A 16353-nucleotide genomic window follows, 5' to 3' on the forward strand; every position below is an offset into this window, starting at 1 on the left:
CAGGGATTGCGCACAGGATGACCTTCGGGACGATCTTCTTCATCATCGTGGCGGCGATCGTCCTGTTCCAACTGCGCAACGTGCTGGGCCGGCGCACCGGCAATGAGCGGCCTCCCTTCGATCCTTATGCCCGGCCAGAGAAGACCATCGAGGCACAAGGCAATGTCGTGACGCTGCCGAACCGGCGCGAGACCGGCGTGACCGAGGCCGTGGTTGTCGACCGCTATGCGGCGATCGACAAGATCGTGCCGCCCGCCGAGCCTGCCAATGCCGAGCTCCGCCGCGTCCAGGACGCCGACCAGACCTTCGACGCCAAGGGTTTCATCGATGGCGTGAAGATCGCCTACGAGATGATCGTTGGCGCGTTTGCCAGCGGTGACCGCAAGACGCTGAAGAGCCTGCTCAGCCAGGAAGCCTATGCCGGCTTCGAGGCGGCGATCACCGAGCGCGAGGCGCGGTCGCAGAAGATGCAGTCGACCTTCGTCGGCATCGACGACGCGAAGATCGTCGCCGCCGAGACCAAGGACCGCGAGGTTCTGATCACCGTGCGCATCGTCTCCCAGCTGATCACCGCGGTGACGTCGAACACCGGAGAGGTGATCGACGGGGATCCCGAGACCGTCGTTGAAGTTAAGGACGTCTGGACCTTCGCCCGGGATACGCGCTCGAAGGATCCGAACTGGAAGCTGGTCGAGACGCAGTCCGAAGCCGCCTGAGCCAGGCTGTGACGGCGAGGTGCCCGTGCTGACCGACCTTTTGGCGAAACGCCGTTTCGATGACCTGCCCGGATGGGCCGTGGCAGACCACGCCGCGGCCTTTTCGGCGTTCAGGCGCTCGGCCGAACGGTTCATGGCCGGCGTCGTCAAGACCGGCACGCTCGGCGTCGAGGCCGACGATTTCCGCCCGGCCGCGGAAGCCGCGCTGTCCGCCGCCGCCGAGATCGGCCCGGCGGAGGCGCGCGCCTTCTTCGAACGGCATTTCCAGCCGGCCTTCCTGTCGGCCAAGGCCGATGATCCCGCCGCACGCGGTTTCCTGACCGGCTATTACGAGCCGGAGCTCGACGCCGCGCTGACGCGCGACGCGCGCTTCTCCACGCCGCTCTACGGCGTGCCGCACGACCTTGTTCCCGTCGACGACGTATCGCGGCCGGCGGGGCTCGACCCGTCCTTCCGCTATGCCTGGCGCCGGCCGGACGAGCATCTCGACGAATACCCCGACCGGGAGGCGATCGAGGCCGGCTTTCTGGAAGGCCGCGGTCTGGAAATCGCCTGGCTCGACAACCCCGTCGATGCCTTCTTCGTCCACATCCAGGGCTCGGCCCGGCTGCGGCTGGCCGACGGGCGCCGCTTGCGCGTCACCTATGCCGCCAAGACCGGGCACCCGTTCACGGCGATCGGTCGGATCCTGGTGCAGGAGGGCGCGCTGACGCTCGCCGAGGCCGACATGGACGGCATCCGCGCCTGGCTGGCCGCCCATCCCGATCGTGTCCGCGGTCTCCTCGACCGCAACCGCTCCTTCATCTTCTTCCGCGAGGCGGAGGTGGTCGACGAGAGCCTTGGACCCGTCGCGGCCGCCAAGGTCCCGCTGACGCCGATGGCCTCGATCGCCGTCGACCGCCTGCTCCACACTTTCGGCACGCCGTTCTTCATCGACGCGCCCGATCTGGTGCTCGCCGGCGCGCCGTTCCAGCGGTTGATGATCGCGCAGGACACCGGCTCGGCGATCCTCGGGCCGGCGCGGGCCGACATCTTCGTCGGCTCCGGCCTTGCGGCGGGACAGGCGGCGGGACGCGTGCGCCATCCCGGCGACTTCTATCTGCTGCTGCCGGCTTCCGTTCACGCCGGGATCGAGCGATGAGGCGCCGGCGGGGGCTCAGCGACGACGAGCTGCGGCTGTGGGTCGGCGTCGCCCGGCAAGCAAAGCCAATGCCGGGCAAGGATCTGCCCGACCTGCCGCCGGCCGAGCCGGTCGTGGCGCCAGCGCCGCCTGCCGTGCCCCGCCCCGCTTCGGCCAGACACGTCCGGCTGCCGGCACCGAAACCCGCCGCGATCGCCGTCCCGAAGCCCAGCCTGATGCCGGCCTACCAGGCGCCGGCGATCAAGGCGAAGCCGGTGCGGGCGCTGCCGGGCCTCTTCCCGATCGAGAAGCCGGTCAAGCGCAAGATCGCCAAAGGACGGGTCGAGATCGACGACCGCATCGACCTGCACGACAAGACGCAGATCGTCGCGCATTACGCGCTGCTGGGCTTCCTGCGCCAGGCACAGGCCCACCACATGCGGCACGTTCTGGTGATCACCGGGCGCGGCGCCTCGTTCGGCTCGCGCGGGGTGATCAAGCGCTCGCTGCCGCACTGGTTCGACACGCCGGAGTTCCGCAGCCTCGTCGCCGGCTTCGAGCCCGCGGACCGCAGCCATGGCGGCGACGGCGCCTTCTACATCCGCATCCGCCGGCGATGAATGGCGTCTCCTGCAGGGCGCCCGGGAGGCAAGGCCGGTGACGCCGTTCGGCGAGCGCATCCGCGCCTTGCGGCGAGAGAAGGGCGTGACCCAAGGCGAGATGGCGAAGGCCCTGCGCGTCTCCAGCGCCTATCTCTCGGCGCTCGAACACGGCCGCCGCGGCCGCCCGACCTGGCAGCTGCTGCAGCGGATCATCGGCTATCTCAACGTGATCTGGGACGATGCGGAGGAACTCGAGCGGCTCGCGGAACTTTCCCACCCGAAAGTCACGGTCGAGACCGCCGGCCTCAGCGCAGATGCGACGGCACTGGCCAACCGCCTCTCCGAGACCATCGCGATTCTGGCTCCGGAGGATCTGGTGCAGCTTCGTGCGGCGCTGGATGTGGCTGCCGCGAGGGCCGAGGCGGTCCGGGCGGCGAAGCGGCGGCGGTAGGTGCGGGGGCGGGGTCGCGGCGGCGGAGATTGGGGTAGCGGGCGCGTAGTAGCGAGAGCGAAGGGTAGTGAGAGTCGGGGTAGCGGGCGCGTTGTAGAGGCGCGGAGGTGTTATCCCTCGTGCATTGACGAGGTGAGGCCCTTGGGGTGAGGACGACTTCGGTCCGTTTCGGCAATGATGCACGTCCTTGGGGCGGCCTACGCTTCCAAGCGCCTCCATCGGACAGACGGAGCTGCCGTGACGCCGGCCCCTCAATTTCGTCATCCCGGACTTGATCCGGGATCCATTCCTCTGCGCTGAATAGAGTTTGTCCAGTGTAGAACCAGCCTGCGGCGACAAGGCGGGAAGGTCGCCCGTACCATGTGTGATGGACGATTTGGAATGGATCCCGGGTCAAGCCCGGGATGACGAGGATGCGGCGTTTATGTTAGGTCTTCCAACGTTCTTCATCTCGTTCCGAACGTTCGGTGTCCATCACAGATTCAGAAATTGTATAGTGATGAATGGCTATACCGGCCCACCACGCAGTCTACACCGGGCTGTCTAGTCGTCGCAAGCATCCAGCTACTCCGCCCGAAACCGCACCTCACAGCGGTTCGCCGTCCTCGTCCAGCTCGTCCTCGGCATATTCCTCGATCGGAATATCGCGGCCGATGAGGCTCCTGTCGGGCTTGCCGGCGAAGGTCGCGTCGGTCTGCCGGACGAAGTGTGAGACAAGGTCGGGCTTGTCCGATTCGCTGCCCACGGCAGGGACGGTGTCGGCAGGATGGATTTTCTTGTCGGACATGTTGGCCTCCCGGATCGGCCGACCTCCAGACGTCGGCACACACCAAAAGTCGGCACGGTCAGCAGATGTTCCCGCGACAGCCTTGCCGCGTCAGACGGCCGCGGCGATTTCCGGCGGGTTCGCGAGCTCGAGGAAGCTCAGCCAGAGGGCATCGGGTCCGAGCGTCTCGATGAAGGCACGGTGGCGCAGCGCCTCCTCGGGCGTCACCCGCGGCGCCAGCGGCACGCGGCGCGGGGCGAGGCGGAGGACGGCGCCATCGGCGTCGCGCTGCTCTTCCTGGTGCGAGGAGACAAGGCCGAGCGCGGCCTGGCGGCCGCCGATGAGCTCGATGTAGACGCCGGCGAGAAGCTCGGAGTCGACCAGCGCGCCGTGCTTGTCGCGCTTCGACGTATCGATCGAGAAGCGCGAGCAGAGGGCGTCGAGCGTTGCCGGCGCCATCGGGAATTTCCGCCGGGCCATCTGCAGCGTGTCGATAACGCGCTCCATGTCGATCGGCGGCAAGCCGATGCGCTTCAACTCGGCATTGAGGAAGCGGATGTCGAAGGTGGCGTTGTGGGCGATGAGCACGCTGTCGCCGAAGAACTCGGTCATCTCCCCGACGACCTCCTCGAACAACGGCTTGTCCTTCAGGAAATCGTCGGAAATGCCGTGCACGTCGAAGGCGCCGGGATCGACCCGGCGACCCGCCGGCCGCGCGAAGGCGTGCCAGGACCGGCCGGTCGGAATGTGGTTCCAGAGTTCGATCGCGCCGATTTCGATGACGCGGTCGGCCTCGAAGTCGAGGCCGGTGGTTTCCGTATCGAAGACGATCTCGCGCATGACTTGATCCCGTTGGTGTCCCGGTGTCGCGCATCTCCCCCCGAAGTTCAAGCAAGAGCTTCCGGGGGACGACGTTGTCCCCGAGGCTCGCAAGATGTTCTTTCTTTGTTCTTAACGTTTACTCGGACGCCGAGAGTTTATCGATGAGTTCGGCGATCGCCGCACGGGCAGGTTCGATGCCGGCGGCGGTGTCGAGCACGAAGTCGGCGCGGGCCCGCTGCTCGGCGTCGGGCACCTGGCGGGCGAGGATGGAGGCGAGCTTTTCGGCCGTCATCCCGGGCCGGGCGAGAACGCGCTCGCGCTGCACCTCGGCGGGTGCCGTCACCACCAGCACCTTGTCCACCCGCTTCTCGCCTCCGGTCTCGAACAGAAGGGGGATGTCGAGCACCACCAGCTTCCTGCCGGCCTTGCGGGCCTCTGCCAGAAAGGCCTGCTCCTCGGCCCGCACCAGCGGATGCACCAGCGCCTCCAGCGCTTGCAAGGCCGCGGCATCGCCGAGCACCCGGGCCGACAGCGCCGCGCGGTCGACGACGCCGTCGCGTACCACGCCCGGAAACAGCGCTTCTACCATGGGCGCGGCCTTGCCGGCATAGAGGCGGTGGACGGTCTCGTCGGCGGAATGGACGGGGATGCCGCGCTCGGCGAAGAGGCTGGCGGTCGTCGACTTGCCCATTCCGATCGTGCCGGTGAGGCCGAGGATGATCATCGCGCGGTCCTGCCGGCAGCGCCCGTCATGGCGCGATGTCGGCGACGAGCCGCGCCCTCAGCGCTGCGTCGACGGTCGGGCGCCGGCCGAACCAGCGCTCGAAGCCCGGCACCGCCTGGTGCAGCAGCATGCCGAGCCCGTCGGCATGGCGCAGGCCCCGCGCTTCGGCCGCCAGCAGGACCGGCGTCGCCAGCGGGACGTAGACGATGTCGGTGACGAGCGCCGTGTCCGGGAGGGCGGTGAGGTCGGGCAGGGCATCGTCCTCTGTCGCCTGTGCCGGTATGGTGTTGACGAGGAGGTCGGCACCGGCGAGCAGCGCCGGCTGCGCCTCCGCGCCATGGCCGCTGACGCGGGCGCCGAAGCGCTCGGCGAGAGCCGACGCCCGCGCCTCGGTGCGGTTGACGACGTGGACGCGGGCGACGCCGGCCGAGAGCAGCGCGAAAACCACCGCGAGCGCCGCGCCGCCGGCGCCAAGCACCACGGCAGTCTCCGCATCGCGCCAGCCGGGTAGGCGCTCGTCGAGATTGGCGGAGAAGCCGTAAGCGTCGGTGTTGCCGCCGGTGAGGACGCCGTCCTCCCACCAGAGCGTGTTCACCGCCCCGATCGCCTCGGCCGCCGCATCCCGCCGGCCGACGGCGGCGAACGCCGCCTCCTTGTGCGGCAGCGTGACATTGCCGCCAACGAAGCCGCTGCCGGCAAAGCCCTCGAGGAAGTCGCCGAACTCCTCGGGCGGGATGCCGAGCCGCTCATAGGAGCCGGGGAGGCCGTAGCGCTGCAGCCAGTCGCCGTGGATGAGCGGCGAGCGCGAGTGCCAGACCGGCCAGCCCGTTACGAAGGCGCGCGGGCCTTCTTGGGGCTCGCGCGGCGTCTCGTCGTCGTGGAAGACATGCATGGCGGTTCCGGCTGTGGGCTTTCGATATTCCCGCAGCGTTACCAAATCGAGCGCCTGACCGCAAACCCCAGCGAACCATGGCTTCGCCGAGATGCAATGACCGGCGTGCGCTGTGTCTCACGTGAAACATTCGGCAGACCGGCTCGCGCCCCAGGGAGTAGAAAGGCGTGCGGCGTCAGTCCGCGTCGAGTTCGGGGTAGTGGCGGAAGATGCCGTCCTCGCTGAACGGCAGGCGACGATCGCTGGCGAGATAGGCGGCGATGTTCGGCTGCGCGGCGACGGTCGCCGCCAGCACCACCACGCGTGGATAGTCCGCCTCGACGGCGGCCATGCGCCGGGGAAAGGCGTAGCGCAGACCTTCGACCAGCTGGAACAGACCGATGTCGGCATAGCTGAGCTTTCCGCCGGCGAGGAAACCGGAGGCGTCAATCAGGTGCTCGTACCAGCCGAGGTATTTCGGCATCCGCTCCGCCCGGAACCCCTTGGCCCGGCGCAGGGCCTCGGGCTTCTGGTCCTCGTAGTAGAGCCCGGTACCGACGGGATGATGGACCTCGTGCGCCTCGGAAACGATGTCGGCCGTGGTCGCCGCGATCGAGCGGGCGAACAAGCGGGTGGCCGGATTTTCCGGCGCCAGCCCCAGCGTCTCGCCGAGATGGGCGGCGATGACGGCGGTCTGCGAGACCATGAGGTCGCCGTGGACGAGGAAGGGCGGGGCGAAGGGGCGGGCGCCGCCCCAACCGGCCTTCATCATCGCCATCATGCCGGCGATGCCGCCGCCGGGAATGTCCAGCCGGGCCATGTCGCGATAGTCGGCGCCGGCGGCTTCGAGCACCAGGCGGACGAATTCACCGCGCCCTTGGATGCCCGGCCAGTAGTAGAGATCATAGGTCATTGTAGAACTCCTCGGCGACCTCGCTTCCCCGCCCCACTTCTGTCCGCGGGACGGGTGCCTGAGCCATTCCAGAAGCTAGCAGAACTAGATGCCGATATCCTCGGCAGTCTTCGGCTGCATGATCGGGCAGCCATTGTGCGCGGCGCGGAAGCCGGAGGACATCTCGTAGGCGGGCTTGCGCACCCGCATGATCGAGCCGAGCGGCCGGTGCTCGGTGATGCCGTGCCAGGGCGAGAAGGCCATGCCGTTGTCGACATGGCGCTCGGCCGCGTCGCTCCAGGCATCCTGCGGGCCGACGGTCACGCGGCCGACGGTGATGAAGGGGCTCTCCTCCTCCGACCACGGCACTGAGGCGTCCTCGATCGGCATGGTATTCGGATCGGTCATTAGCTGCACCCGCAGCTCCCATTCGCCGGACTGCGTGGCGAACACCTCCGACACAGCCTCGCGCAGCGCATTGGGCTTGCCGGAAACGTCGACCTTGGCGCCGGTGAGGGCCTTCAGGTTGGCGCTGACCGGGGCGAGCGAGAGTTTCGCGACGTAGCGGCCGTAGAGGAGGGGCGCCTGGGTGTAGAAGGTATCGCCGAGCACATGGGTGTTGGGATGGCCACCCATGGCGATGAGGGTCGAGCTCTTGCCGCCGGCCGCCTCGACCAGCGTCTCGGCGCCGCGCAAGGCCGCCGACACCGCCTTCTTCAGGAACTGTGGCGTGTCGGTGGTCTTGGCGAGAAGCTTCAGACTACCGAGGAAGGCCTTGGCGGTGGAGGCGGAAAAGGCGGGGCCGTTGACCATGACGAAATCCTGGTCGGCGCCAGGCGATTCCGGCAGGCGCTCGCCGGGAACGCCGACAATTTTCATCGCCATGCCGCGCGGCAGGGAGATGGAATCGTCGAGGATGTCGCCGGGATTGGTGGAGAAGCGCATCACCACCGGATATGTCGCCGCCTTGGCAAAAATGCCTTGCGCGAGTTCCGGAGGAAGCCCGTCGGCGATGGTCAGCGTGCCCCGCAGGATGCCGTGGCTCTTGGCGTGGACGCTGCGCACGGCATGTCCATAATCCTTGGCGGTGATCTCCATGATGCCGCGCAAGGTCTCCACGAGTTCACGTGCCGTCTCGGCCTCGTCGAACTCGAGATGCTCGAAGCGCGGGTCGAACGGGACCGGCGGGTTCTGGAACGGAACATGGCTCATGGGACATCCAGTCTTGGAAGAACGGTCTCCCTCGAATGGCCGGGAAGCGTCGCCGTTCCCCGGCAACACCGGCTTGTGAGCGTTATGTCGCACTGTTGCCGGCCGGCACCCGTTTGCGCTGCGTCATGGCGCCACCGGCGACAAGCCGCTGTGGACGGGTGGACAGGCCGGCCGCACTTGCCTAACCAGACGCCGGGGCCCCGCCGGTTCGTCCGCCGCGCCCCTCCCGTATTGACGACCCCGAGGAAACACCATGGACGCCGCGCGTTCGTTCGAACGGCCGGCCGTGGCGCCCGACAACAGCTGGGGCCGGCACCTCAAGGCGACGCTGGTGCTCGGCCTGCCGCTGATCGGCGCGCAGCTGGCGCAGATGTCGATCCACGTCACCGACACCGTGATGATCGGCCAGCTCGGCCCCGAGCAGCTGGCCGCCGCCGTGCTGTCGACGCAAGCCTTCTTCCTCGTCTGGATCTTCGGCGCGGGCTTTGCCCAGGCAGTGATGCCGCTCGCCGCCAACGCCGCGGGGCGCGGCGACATCAGGGGCGTCCGGCGGTCGGTGCGGATGGGGCTCTGGGTGATCACCCTCTACGCCATCGCGGTGATGCCACCGCTCTGGCACTTCGAGGCGATCCTCGTCTCGCTCGGCCAGGACCCGGCCGTCGCCGCGCGCGCCGGCGCCTTCATGCGCGTCCTGCAATGGGGCATGTTCCCGGCGCTCGGGATCATCGGCCTGCGCTCCTATCTCAGCGTCCTCGGCCGCGCCAACCTCATCCTCTTCGTCACCGTCGCGGGGGCGCTGATCAACGGCCTCCTCGCCTATACCTTCATCTTCGGGCATTTCGGCGCGCCGGCGCTCGGCATGCAAGGTGCCGCCTACGCCTCGCTCGGCACCAATACCGCGATGGCCGCGATCACCGTCGCCTATGCTGTGCTGAACCCGCATCTGAAGCCCTACGAGCTGTTCGTGCGGTTCTGGCGGCCGGACTGGCCGGCCTTCTTCGAGGTGTTCCGCCTCGGCCTGCCGATCTCGCTGACGGTGATCGCCGAGACCGGCATGTTCGGCGCTTCGACCATCATGATGGGCTGGCTCGGCGCGGAAGTGCTGGCCGCGCACGGCATCGCGCTGCAGCTCGCCTCGATCGCCTTCATGGTGCCGCTCGGCCTGTCGAACGCCGGGACGGTCCGGGTCGGGCTCGCCTACGGCCGCAAGGACTGGCCGGGCCTCGGCCGCGCCGGCTATGTGGCGCTGGGGCTGACGGTGATGACCTCCGGCGTCGGCGCGATGCTGTTCTGGCTGGTGCCGGGCACGCTGATCGGTCTTTACCTCGACCGGGCCAACCCGCAGAGTGCCCCGGTGCTGGCCCAGGGGATTGCGATGCTGATGATCGGCGCGGTGTTCCAGCTGGCCGACGGCCTGCAGGTCACCGGCTCGGCCCTCTTGCGGGGCCTCAAGGACACGCGGATCCCGATGCTGATCGCCGCCTTCAGCTATTGGGTCGTCGGCGTCCCCGTCGCCTATGTCCTCGCCTTCCCGCTCGGGCTCGGCGGCCCCGGCATCTGGTGGGGCCTCGCCGTCGGCCTTGCGCTGGCCGCCATCCTGATGTGCTGGCGCTTCCACCGCCGCGCCGCCTTTGGCCTGACGCCGGCCTGAAGCCGGCAGGCTGCGTTCGCCCAGCACGTGCGACAGCCACGGCATGAGTCTTTGGCCGCATAGAGCGCCAAAACCGGTTGCGGCATGTTGACCCACGGAAACGGCGAAACTAGCGTCGACCAAAGCAAAACCCCGGCCAAGCAGACGCAGCGCTGCACCGGGGCACTTCGCGCAGGAATGGGTCTGGGAGGACGTCCAATGAAGCTTGCATCCCTTATCGGCGCCGCCGCCCTGGCGCTCGCCGTCGGCACAGCCGCCGCGCAGGACTATCCGGCGCAGCCGATCACCATCGTCGTGCCCTTCGCCGCGGGCGGGCCGACCGACACGGTGACCCGCCTCATCGCCGAGCCGATGGGCCGCGAGCTCGGCCAGCAGATCGTGGTGCAGAACGTCGCCGGCGCCGGTGGGACGCTGGCGGCCGGCCAGGTCGCGAAGGCGACCCCCGACGGCTACACCATCCTGATGCACCACATCGGCATGTCGACCGCGCCGACGCTCTATCGCAACCTCGACTTCAATCCGGTGGAGGATTTCGCCACCATCGGCCTCGTCACCAACGTGCCGATGACGATGATCGGCCGCAAGGATCTCGAGCCGAACACGCTCGCCGAGCTCGTCGAGTACGTGAAGGCCAACAAGGACAGCGTCGTCTACGCCAATGCCGGCATCGGCGCGGCGTCCCACCTCTGCGGCATGCTGTTCATGAACGCCATCGGCACGGCGGTCACCACCGTTCCCTACAAGGGCACGGGCCCGGCGATGACCGACATCCTCGCCGGCGAGGTCGACTTCATGTGCGACCAGTCGACCAACACCACCGGCCAGATCAAGGGCGGCGAGGTGAAGGCTTTCGCGGTGACGACGCCAGCGCGGCTCGGCAATTTGCCGGACGTGCCGACCTCGATCGAGGCTGGCCTGCCGGACTTCCAAGTCGGCGTCTGGCACGGGCTCTACGCCCCGGCCGGCACGCCCGACGCCGTGGTCGAGAAGCTGTCCAAGGCGCTGCAGACAGCGCTCGCCGACAAGACGGTGATCGAGCGCTTCGCCGAGCTCGGCACCGCCCCGGTCGCGCTCGACCAGGCGACGCCCGCCGCGCACAAGACCTACCTCGCCGACCAGATCGCGCTGTGGAAGCCAATTATCGAGAAGGCGGGCGTGTTCGCTGATTGATGCTGGGGTGGGGGTGTCGACAATGGCGGCGCACCCACCCCCCTTTGCCTGCCGGCATCTCCCCCTCAAGGGGGGAGATCAGGCGCGATGAGGTTGGCGACTGGCCGATCTCCCCACCCGAGGGGGAGATGCCCGGCAGGGCAGAGGGGGGCGAACCGCCGGACCGTCTGATGCCGAGCCGCCCAACCACCCGCCACCCGGCCGCACCCGCAAGCCCCCCTCTGAAAGGCCCGCCGTGGAACTGCAGAAATCGCGCAAGGACGTTCTTTCCGGCCTGATCTTCCTCTGTTTCGGAGCAGCCTTCGCCGTCACCGCGCTCGGCTATCCCATGGGCACGGGCCTGCGCATGGGCGCTGGCTTCTTTCCTTTCGTGCTCGGCCTCATCCTCTGCGGCTTCGGCATCGCCGTCATGGTCAAGGGCTTCCTGCACCGGGGCGAGGCGGAGGATCTCGGGACCATCCCGTGGCGCGGCGTGGTTCTGATCCTCGGCGGGCTGATCTTCTTCGGCGCCTGCGTGCGCGGCCTCGGCCTCGGGCCCTCGCTGTTCATCACCGTGCTCGTCAGCGGCCTTGCCAGCCGCACGCTCTCGCCCGTCACCGCCCTCATCCTTGCCGCGGCGATGACGGTGATCTGCTACGTCATCTTCGTGCGCGGCCTCGGCGTCACCGTCCCGATGCTCGGACCCTGGATCGGTATCTGATGGATCTCGTCGCCAACCTCGCCCTCGGCTTCCAGACCGCGCTCGAGCCGACCAACATCCTCTACTGCTTCGTCGGCGTGCTGCTGGGCACGCTCGTTGGCGTGCTGCCGGGCATCGGCCCGACCGCGACGATCGCCATGCTTCTGCCGATCACCTTCGCCTTCGCCCCGGTGACGGCGCTGATCATGCTGGCCGGCATCTATTACGGCGCGCAGTATGGCGGCTCGACGACGGCGATCCTGATCAACCTGCCGGGCGAGTCCTCCTCGGCGGTGACGGCGATCGACGGCTACCAGATGGCCAAGAAGGGCCGCGCCGGGCCGGCGCTCGCCACCGCCGCGCTCGGCTCCTTCTTCGCCGGCACGGTCGCGACCTTCATCCTGGTGCTCGCCGCGCCGCCGCTCGCCGCCGTCGCCCTCTCCTTCTCAGCGCCGGAATATTTCTCGCTGATCATCCTCGGCCTCCTCGCCTCGATCGCGCTGGCGCAAGGCTCCGTGCTGAAGGCGATGGGGATGATCGTGCTCGGCATCCTCCTCGGCACCGTCGGGCAGGACGGCTTCGACGGCACGCCGCGCTATTCCTTCGGCTTCCGCGAGCTCTATTCCGGCATCAGCTTCGTGTCGGTGGCGATCGGCATCTTCGGCGTCGCGGAAATCCTGCGCAATCTCGAGAACGAGACGACGCGCGACGTGATGGTCAAGACGGTGAAGAACCTCTGGCTGACCAAGGACGACTTCAAGCGGATCATCGCCCCGGTGCTGCGCGGCACGGCGCTCGGCTCGATCCTTGGCATCCTGCCGGGCGGCGGCCACGTGCTCGCGTCGTTTGCGTCCTATGCCTTGGAAAAGCGGGTGTCGAAGCACCCGGAAGAGTTCGGCAACGGCGCGATCGAGGGCGTCGCCGGGCCGGAATCGGCCAACAATGCGGCGGCGCAGACCTCGTTCATCCCGCTCTTGACGCTCGGCATTCCCGCCCATCCGGTGATGGCGCTGATGATCGGCGCCTTCATCACGCAAGGCATTACCCCGGGGCCGAACGTCATCACCGACGAGCCGGCGCTGTTCTGGGGCATCATCGTCTCGATGTGGGTCGGCAATCTGATGCTGGTGATGCTGAACCTGCCGCTGATCGGGCTCTGGGTGAAACTCCTCACCATCCCCTACAAGGTGCTCTTCCCGGCGATCATCGCGTTTGCCTGCATCGGCAGCTACTCGATCGACCAGAACGCCTTCGACATCTACGCCATCGTGTTCTTCGGCGTGCTCGGCTACGGCCTGATGAAGCTCGGCTGCGAACCGGCACCGCTGCTGCTCGGCTTCGTGCTCGGCCCGCTCCTGGAGGATCATTTCCGCCGCGCGATGATCCGCTACCGCGGCGACCCGATAATCTTCCTTGAACGCCCTATCTCGGCGGCGCTCTTGGCGCTGGCGCTGGCGGCGGTGATCATCGCGGTGCTGCCGCAGATCCGGCGCAAGCGGCAGGAGGTGTTCGTCGAGGACGAGTGAGGGTTGGTGATGACGACCTGTAGGGTCTGCGAAGTTGTGCCGTTTAGTGCTGCCGGCATTGTAGGTTCAACAAAAGTGCGATCTGAACGCCCGACATCGTCATCCCGGACTTGATCCGGGATCCATTCCAAGCCGTCGATCGAAGACAGTTCGGAGGACATTCCCCTTATTCTGAACCGGACGACGACTGACGCGCTGAGGAATGGATCCCGGATCAAGTCCGGGATGACGAGCTTGGAGAGTCTGCGCCAAACTTATAGCGTCCCGAGTTAGGGAGAGCTGAGCATCGCGGCGGCCTATCCCACAGAAGGCACGCGGTAGTTGATCACGAGCGCCCCAAAGAGCCAACGCTACATCCTAAGCTTAGCGGCAACCCGCTCAGGCGCAGCTCTTCGAACCGCCGCCCTCGGGCTCGATCTGGACGCGGGTATGGCCGGCGCCGATGAAGCCGAGGCGCTGGGCGGCGCCCTTTGAGAGGTCGATGAGACGGCCCTTGATGAAGGGCCCGCGGTCGTTGATGCGGACGACGACGGCCTTGCCATTGTTGAGGTTGGTCACCTTGACCCTCGAGCCGAGCGGCAGCGTCTTGTGCGCGGCGGTCATGGCCGAGGGGTTCATCATCTCGCCGGAGGCGGTACGCGAGCGCAGGGCATACCAAGAGGCACCACCGCAGGAAGTGCGGACCAGGGGCTTGATCGGCCGGGCATCGGCCGTGACGGCGAAACTGGCGGTGAACAGGGTGGCCACGAGGGCGGTGGCGGCCAAAACAGTCGTCGTCTTCAAGAACTCCGGTCCTTATCCCGTTGATTTCCCACGGGTGACCGAGCCTTGCCTCGTGGCCCCCGTGTTTGACGGGGGCTCAGTGCGGGGCTGATCGGGCCAGAAAAAGGACCGTTCCATCACGAAGCATTTCAGTGCGTTATCCTAGCGCGGTTTTTGTGAGGCATGCGCGGCGTAATCGCCTGTGAGCGCTGACAGCGCCTCCCGGTAGGTCGGATAGCGAAACGTGTACCCCGTGCGCTTCATCAAGGCGTTGGAGACGCGCTTGTTCTCGCCGTAGAAGCTCCGCGCCATCGGCGACAGCGTCGCGGTGTCGAAGTCGACGGCCGGCGGAACGGGGAGACCGACGAGCCGAGCGGCATGCTCCACGACGTCCTGCGGGGGGGCCGGCTCGTCGTCGGTGACATTGAAGATGCCGCCGATCCGCTGACCTGCCAGGAGTGCCAGCGCGCCCGCGATATCGTCGACATGGATGCGGTTGAACACCTGGCCCGGCTTCACCAGCCGACGCGCTTTGCCCTCGGCAAGGTTGACGAAGGCGTTGCGGCCGGGACCGTAAATGCCTGACAGACGCAAAACGGCCAGCGGCACGCTGCGCTGGGCGGCAAGGTCGGCCCAGCCATTTTCGGCCTCGACGCGCTCGCGCGAGCGCTGCGAGACCGGCTTCACCGGCGTCGTCTCGTCGACCCAAGCGCCGCCATGGTCGCCATAGACGCCGACGGTCGAGAGATAACCGATCCAGGCAAGCTTCGGCATCCGCGAGAGCACGGTGTCACGGTAGGCCGACAGCACGGGGTCGCCGGCCTCGCCGGGGGCGATCGAGACGAGGAGATGCGTCGTCTGGCCGAGCGCCGCCTCGATCTCGTCCGTCCCCGCCGCCGTGCCGCCGAAGAGGAGCGGCTTCCAGCCCTTTTCCGCCATGACGGCGGCCTTGTCAGCCGAGCGCGTCGTCACGCCCGCCAGAAGGGCGGGATCGAGCGGGGCGACGAAGGCGCTGGCAGAATAGCCGCAGCCGAAGACGAACAACCGGTCGCTGGGGTTCATGACGCGCTCCCTGCTTTGCCTCTGGTCAGCGCGCCCCGCTCAGTCCATCCCGTCCAACGCATGCCACTCGCTCCTCACCGTCTCATCCTCCTCCCTATGCAGGGCGCCGGCCCGGCCTGCCAAGGCCCCCGGCGGATCGAGCTGCCCGAGTGCCCAGACCGCCATCGCCCGCACCAGGGGCGCGGCGTCGAACAGCAGAGCCTGAACTTGCGGCAAAAACCCAGCATCGCCCGAATTGCCGGCGGCGATCAGGCAGTTCGACACGAATTTGTCGCGCCCCACGCGCTTCACCGGCGAGCCGGAGAACAGCGCGCGGAAGGCCGCGTCGTCGAGCGCCAGGAGATCGGCGAGACGCGGCGCCTTCAGATCCTCGCGGGCGACGAGCTTGGCCTCGCGCGCGTCTTCCGCGAACTTGTTCCAGGGGCAGACGGCAAGGCAGTCGTCGCAGCCATAGATGCGGTTGCCCATCGCCCGCCGGAACTCGGCCGGCACAAGGGCCTTGGTCTCGATGGTGAGGTAGGAGATGCAGCGGCGCGCATCCAGCCGGTAGGGCATGGGGAAGGCATCGGTCGGGCAAGCGGTCTGGCAGGCGGTGCAGGAGCCGCAGAGGTCACGGCCGGGCGCGTCGGGGGCAAGGTCCAGCGTCGTGAAGATCGAGCCGAGGAAGAGCCAGGAGCCAAGCTCGCGCGAGACGAGATTGGTGTGCTTGCCTTGCCAGCCGAGCCCCGCCATCTGCCCCAGCGGCTTCTCCATGACGGGCGCGGTGTCGACGAAAACCTTCATCTCACCGCCGCCGGCCTTGGCGATCAGCCGGGAGCCGAGTTCCTTCAGCCTTCCCTTGATCACGTCGTGATAGTCGCGGTTGCGGGCATAGACCGAGATCGCCCCGCGGTCCGGCCGGCCGAGGACCGCCAGCGGGTCCTCGTCCGGGCCGTAGTTCATGCCGAGGACGACGATGGAGCGCACCGCCGGCCACAGCGCCCGGGCCGAGCGCCGACGCTCCAGCGTCTCCGGCATCCAGCCCATGGTGCCGTGCCGCCCATCCGCGACGAACTCTTCCAGCCGCCCGCCCGCCGCGACATCCCCTTCGCCCGGTGCGACGCCGACCGCATCGAAGCCGAGGCGGCGGGCATCGGCGTCGAGGAAGGCGCGGAGGGCGGCGGGGGTGGTCATGCAAGCGGTCTATCGGGTTGAAGGTTGGCGAGATCCGTCGTCTGCCGAGAGAGGCGGCAGGAGCGAGCGGGCCGCCACCTGGTCCGCCGCCGCAATGAACAACGCGGCGCGTATGATGACGGTATCGACGCCCACGCGACGGTCAAGCAGACCA

General features: G+C 67.9%; 17 protein-coding genes. 8 read left to right on the plus strand and 9 right to left on the minus strand.

Features of this window, described 5'->3' with window-relative positions; genetic code table 11:
- Positions 1 to 17 precede the first annotated feature (17 nt).
- The 4 genes from ACZLZY_RS22940 to ACZLZY_RS22955 all read left to right on the plus strand — a co-directional run bounded on the left by ACZLZY_RS22940 (position 18) and on the right by ACZLZY_RS22955 (position 2889).
- Positions 18 to 716 carry a Tim44/TimA family putative adaptor protein gene (locus ACZLZY_RS22940; protein ID WP_472936385.1) on the plus strand — a complete coding sequence of 233 codons (699 nt, stop codon included), beginning with the start codon at positions 18 to 20 and terminating at the stop codon, positions 714 to 716.
- 79 nt (positions 717 to 795) lie between these two features.
- A complete protein-coding gene (gene mltA / locus ACZLZY_RS22945) occupies positions 796 to 1857 on the plus strand; it encodes a murein transglycosylase A (protein ID WP_472936386.1) in 1062 nt (353 codons plus the stop codon).
- A complete protein-coding gene (locus ACZLZY_RS22950) occupies positions 1854 to 2456 on the plus strand; it encodes a Smr/MutS family protein (protein WP_472936387.1) in 603 nt (200 codons plus the stop codon). Before mltA ends, ACZLZY_RS22950 begins: the two co-directional genes overlap by 4 nt.
- Before the next feature lie 37 nt (positions 2457 to 2493).
- Entirely contained in the window at positions 2494 to 2889 is a 396-nt protein-coding gene (locus ACZLZY_RS22955) for a helix-turn-helix domain-containing protein (RefSeq protein WP_472936388.1), read from the plus strand.
- 586 nt (positions 2890 to 3475) lie between these two features.
- Here the strand turns inward: ACZLZY_RS22955 and ACZLZY_RS22960 are convergent.
- The 6 genes from ACZLZY_RS22960 to ACZLZY_RS22985 all read right to left on the minus strand — a co-directional run bounded on the left by ACZLZY_RS22960 (position 3476) and on the right by ACZLZY_RS22985 (position 8176).
- Entirely contained in the window at positions 3476 to 3676 is a 201-nt protein-coding gene (locus tag ACZLZY_RS22960) for a hypothetical protein (protein WP_472936389.1), read from the minus strand.
- A 90-nt stretch (positions 3677 to 3766) separates the two neighbouring features.
- On the minus strand, positions 3767 to 4495 hold the full coding sequence (gene dnaQ, locus ACZLZY_RS22965; protein ID WP_472936390.1) for a DNA polymerase III subunit epsilon: 729 nt from the start codon (positions 4493 to 4495) through the stop codon (positions 3767 to 3769).
- A gap of 118 nt (positions 4496 to 4613) precedes the next feature.
- The gene (gene coaE / locus ACZLZY_RS22970) at positions 4614 to 5201 is read right to left on the minus strand and encodes a dephospho-CoA kinase (RefSeq protein ID WP_472936391.1); all 588 of its coding nucleotides are present in this window, start codon (positions 5199 to 5201) and stop codon (positions 4614 to 4616) included.
- Between the two features lie 25 nt (positions 5202 to 5226).
- Positions 5227 to 6093 carry a shikimate dehydrogenase gene (locus ACZLZY_RS22975; protein ID WP_472936392.1) on the minus strand — a complete coding sequence of 289 codons (867 nt, stop codon included), beginning with the start codon at positions 6091 to 6093 and terminating at the stop codon, positions 5227 to 5229.
- Between the two features lie 175 nt (positions 6094 to 6268).
- Positions 6269 to 6985 (minus strand): glutathione S-transferase, encoded by a 717-nt coding sequence (locus ACZLZY_RS22980; protein ID WP_472936393.1) that lies wholly within the window; start codon positions 6983 to 6985, stop codon positions 6269 to 6271.
- A gap of 84 nt (positions 6986 to 7069) precedes the next feature.
- Entirely contained in the window at positions 7070 to 8176 is a 1107-nt protein-coding gene (locus ACZLZY_RS22985) for a catalase family protein (RefSeq protein ID WP_472936394.1), read from the minus strand.
- Between the two features lie 253 nt (positions 8177 to 8429).
- Between ACZLZY_RS22985 and ACZLZY_RS22990 the strand changes: the two genes are divergently transcribed.
- The 4 genes from ACZLZY_RS22990 to ACZLZY_RS23005 all read left to right on the plus strand — a co-directional run bounded on the left by ACZLZY_RS22990 (position 8430) and on the right by ACZLZY_RS23005 (position 13202).
- Complete coding sequence (locus tag ACZLZY_RS22990) at positions 8430 to 9827, plus strand: MATE family efflux transporter (protein WP_472936395.1); 1398 nt, start codon at positions 8430 to 8432, stop codon at positions 9825 to 9827.
- A gap of 198 nt (positions 9828 to 10025) precedes the next feature.
- The gene (locus tag ACZLZY_RS22995) at positions 10026 to 10997 is read left to right on the plus strand and encodes a tripartite tricarboxylate transporter substrate-binding protein (protein WP_472936396.1); all 972 of its coding nucleotides are present in this window, start codon (positions 10026 to 10028) and stop codon (positions 10995 to 10997) included.
- 235 nt (positions 10998 to 11232) lie between these two features.
- Positions 11233 to 11697, plus strand: coding sequence for a tripartite tricarboxylate transporter TctB family protein (locus ACZLZY_RS23000; RefSeq protein ID WP_472936397.1), 465 nt, complete (start codon positions 11233 to 11235; stop codon positions 11695 to 11697).
- Positions 11697 to 13202 (plus strand): tripartite tricarboxylate transporter permease, encoded by a 1506-nt coding sequence (locus ACZLZY_RS23005; protein ID WP_472936398.1) that lies wholly within the window; start codon positions 11697 to 11699, stop codon positions 13200 to 13202. The genes ACZLZY_RS23000 and ACZLZY_RS23005 overlap by 1 nt, the downstream gene beginning before the upstream one ends.
- 378 nt (positions 13203 to 13580) lie before the next feature.
- Here the strand turns inward: ACZLZY_RS23005 and ACZLZY_RS23010 are convergent, their stop codons facing one another.
- The 3 genes from ACZLZY_RS23010 to queG all read right to left on the minus strand — a co-directional run bounded on the left by ACZLZY_RS23010 (position 13581) and on the right by queG (position 16199).
- On the minus strand, positions 13581 to 13985 hold the full coding sequence (locus tag ACZLZY_RS23010) for a septal ring lytic transglycosylase RlpA family protein (protein ID WP_472936399.1): 405 nt from the start codon (positions 13983 to 13985) through the stop codon (positions 13581 to 13583).
- 141 nt (positions 13986 to 14126) lie between these two features.
- Entirely contained in the window at positions 14127 to 15026 is a 900-nt protein-coding gene (locus ACZLZY_RS23015) for an SDR family oxidoreductase (protein WP_472936400.1), read from the minus strand.
- A 39-nt stretch (positions 15027 to 15065) separates the two neighbouring features.
- Positions 15066 to 16199 carry a tRNA epoxyqueuosine(34) reductase QueG gene (gene queG, locus ACZLZY_RS23020; RefSeq protein ID WP_472936401.1) on the minus strand — a complete coding sequence of 378 codons (1134 nt, stop codon included), beginning with the start codon at positions 16197 to 16199 and terminating at the stop codon, positions 15066 to 15068.
- Positions 16200 to 16353: the final 154 nt, after the last annotated feature.

Source organism: Mesocryomonas lacus (genome assembly GCF_055730135.2).

Bases quoted from the DNA above. Each gene is read 5' to 3' on its own strand.
- ACZLZY_RS22940 (WP_472936385.1), top strand. From the start codon at position 18: ATGACCTTCGGGACGATCTTCTTCATCATCGTGGCGGCGATCGTCCTG.
- ACZLZY_RS22950 (WP_472936387.1), top strand. From the start codon at position 1,854: ATGAGGCGCCGGCGGGGGCTCAGCGACGACGAGCTGCGGCTGTGGGTC.
- ACZLZY_RS22960 (WP_472936389.1), bottom strand. From the start codon at position 3,676: ATGTCCGACAAGAAAATCCATCCTGCCGACACCGTCCCTGCCGTGGGC.
- dnaQ (WP_472936390.1), bottom strand. From the start codon at position 4,495: ATGCGCGAGATCGTCTTCGATACGGAAACCACCGGCCTCGACTTCGAG.
- coaE (WP_472936391.1), bottom strand. From the start codon at position 5,201: ATGATCATCCTCGGCCTCACCGGCACGATCGGAATGGGCAAGTCGACG.
- ACZLZY_RS22975 (WP_472936392.1), bottom strand. From the start codon at position 6,093: ATGCATGTCTTCCACGACGACGAGACGCCGCGCGAGCCCCAAGAAGGC.
- ACZLZY_RS22980 (WP_472936393.1), bottom strand. From the start codon at position 6,985: ATGACCTATGATCTCTACTACTGGCCGGGCATCCAAGGGCGCGGTGAA.
- ACZLZY_RS22985 (WP_472936394.1), bottom strand. From the start codon at position 8,176: ATGAGCCATGTTCCGTTCCAGAACCCGCCGGTCCCGTTCGACCCGCGC.
- ACZLZY_RS22990 (WP_472936395.1), top strand. From the start codon at position 8,430: ATGGACGCCGCGCGTTCGTTCGAACGGCCGGCCGTGGCGCCCGACAAC.
- ACZLZY_RS22995 (WP_472936396.1), top strand. From the start codon at position 10,026: ATGAAGCTTGCATCCCTTATCGGCGCCGCCGCCCTGGCGCTCGCCGTC.
- ACZLZY_RS23005 (WP_472936398.1), top strand. From the start codon at position 11,697: ATGGATCTCGTCGCCAACCTCGCCCTCGGCTTCCAGACCGCGCTCGAG.
- ACZLZY_RS23015 (WP_472936400.1), bottom strand. From the start codon at position 15,026: ATGAACCCCAGCGACCGGTTGTTCGTCTTCGGCTGCGGCTATTCTGCC.
- queG (WP_472936401.1), bottom strand. From the start codon at position 16,199: ATGACCACCCCCGCCGCCCTCCGCGCCTTCCTCGACGCCGATGCCCGC.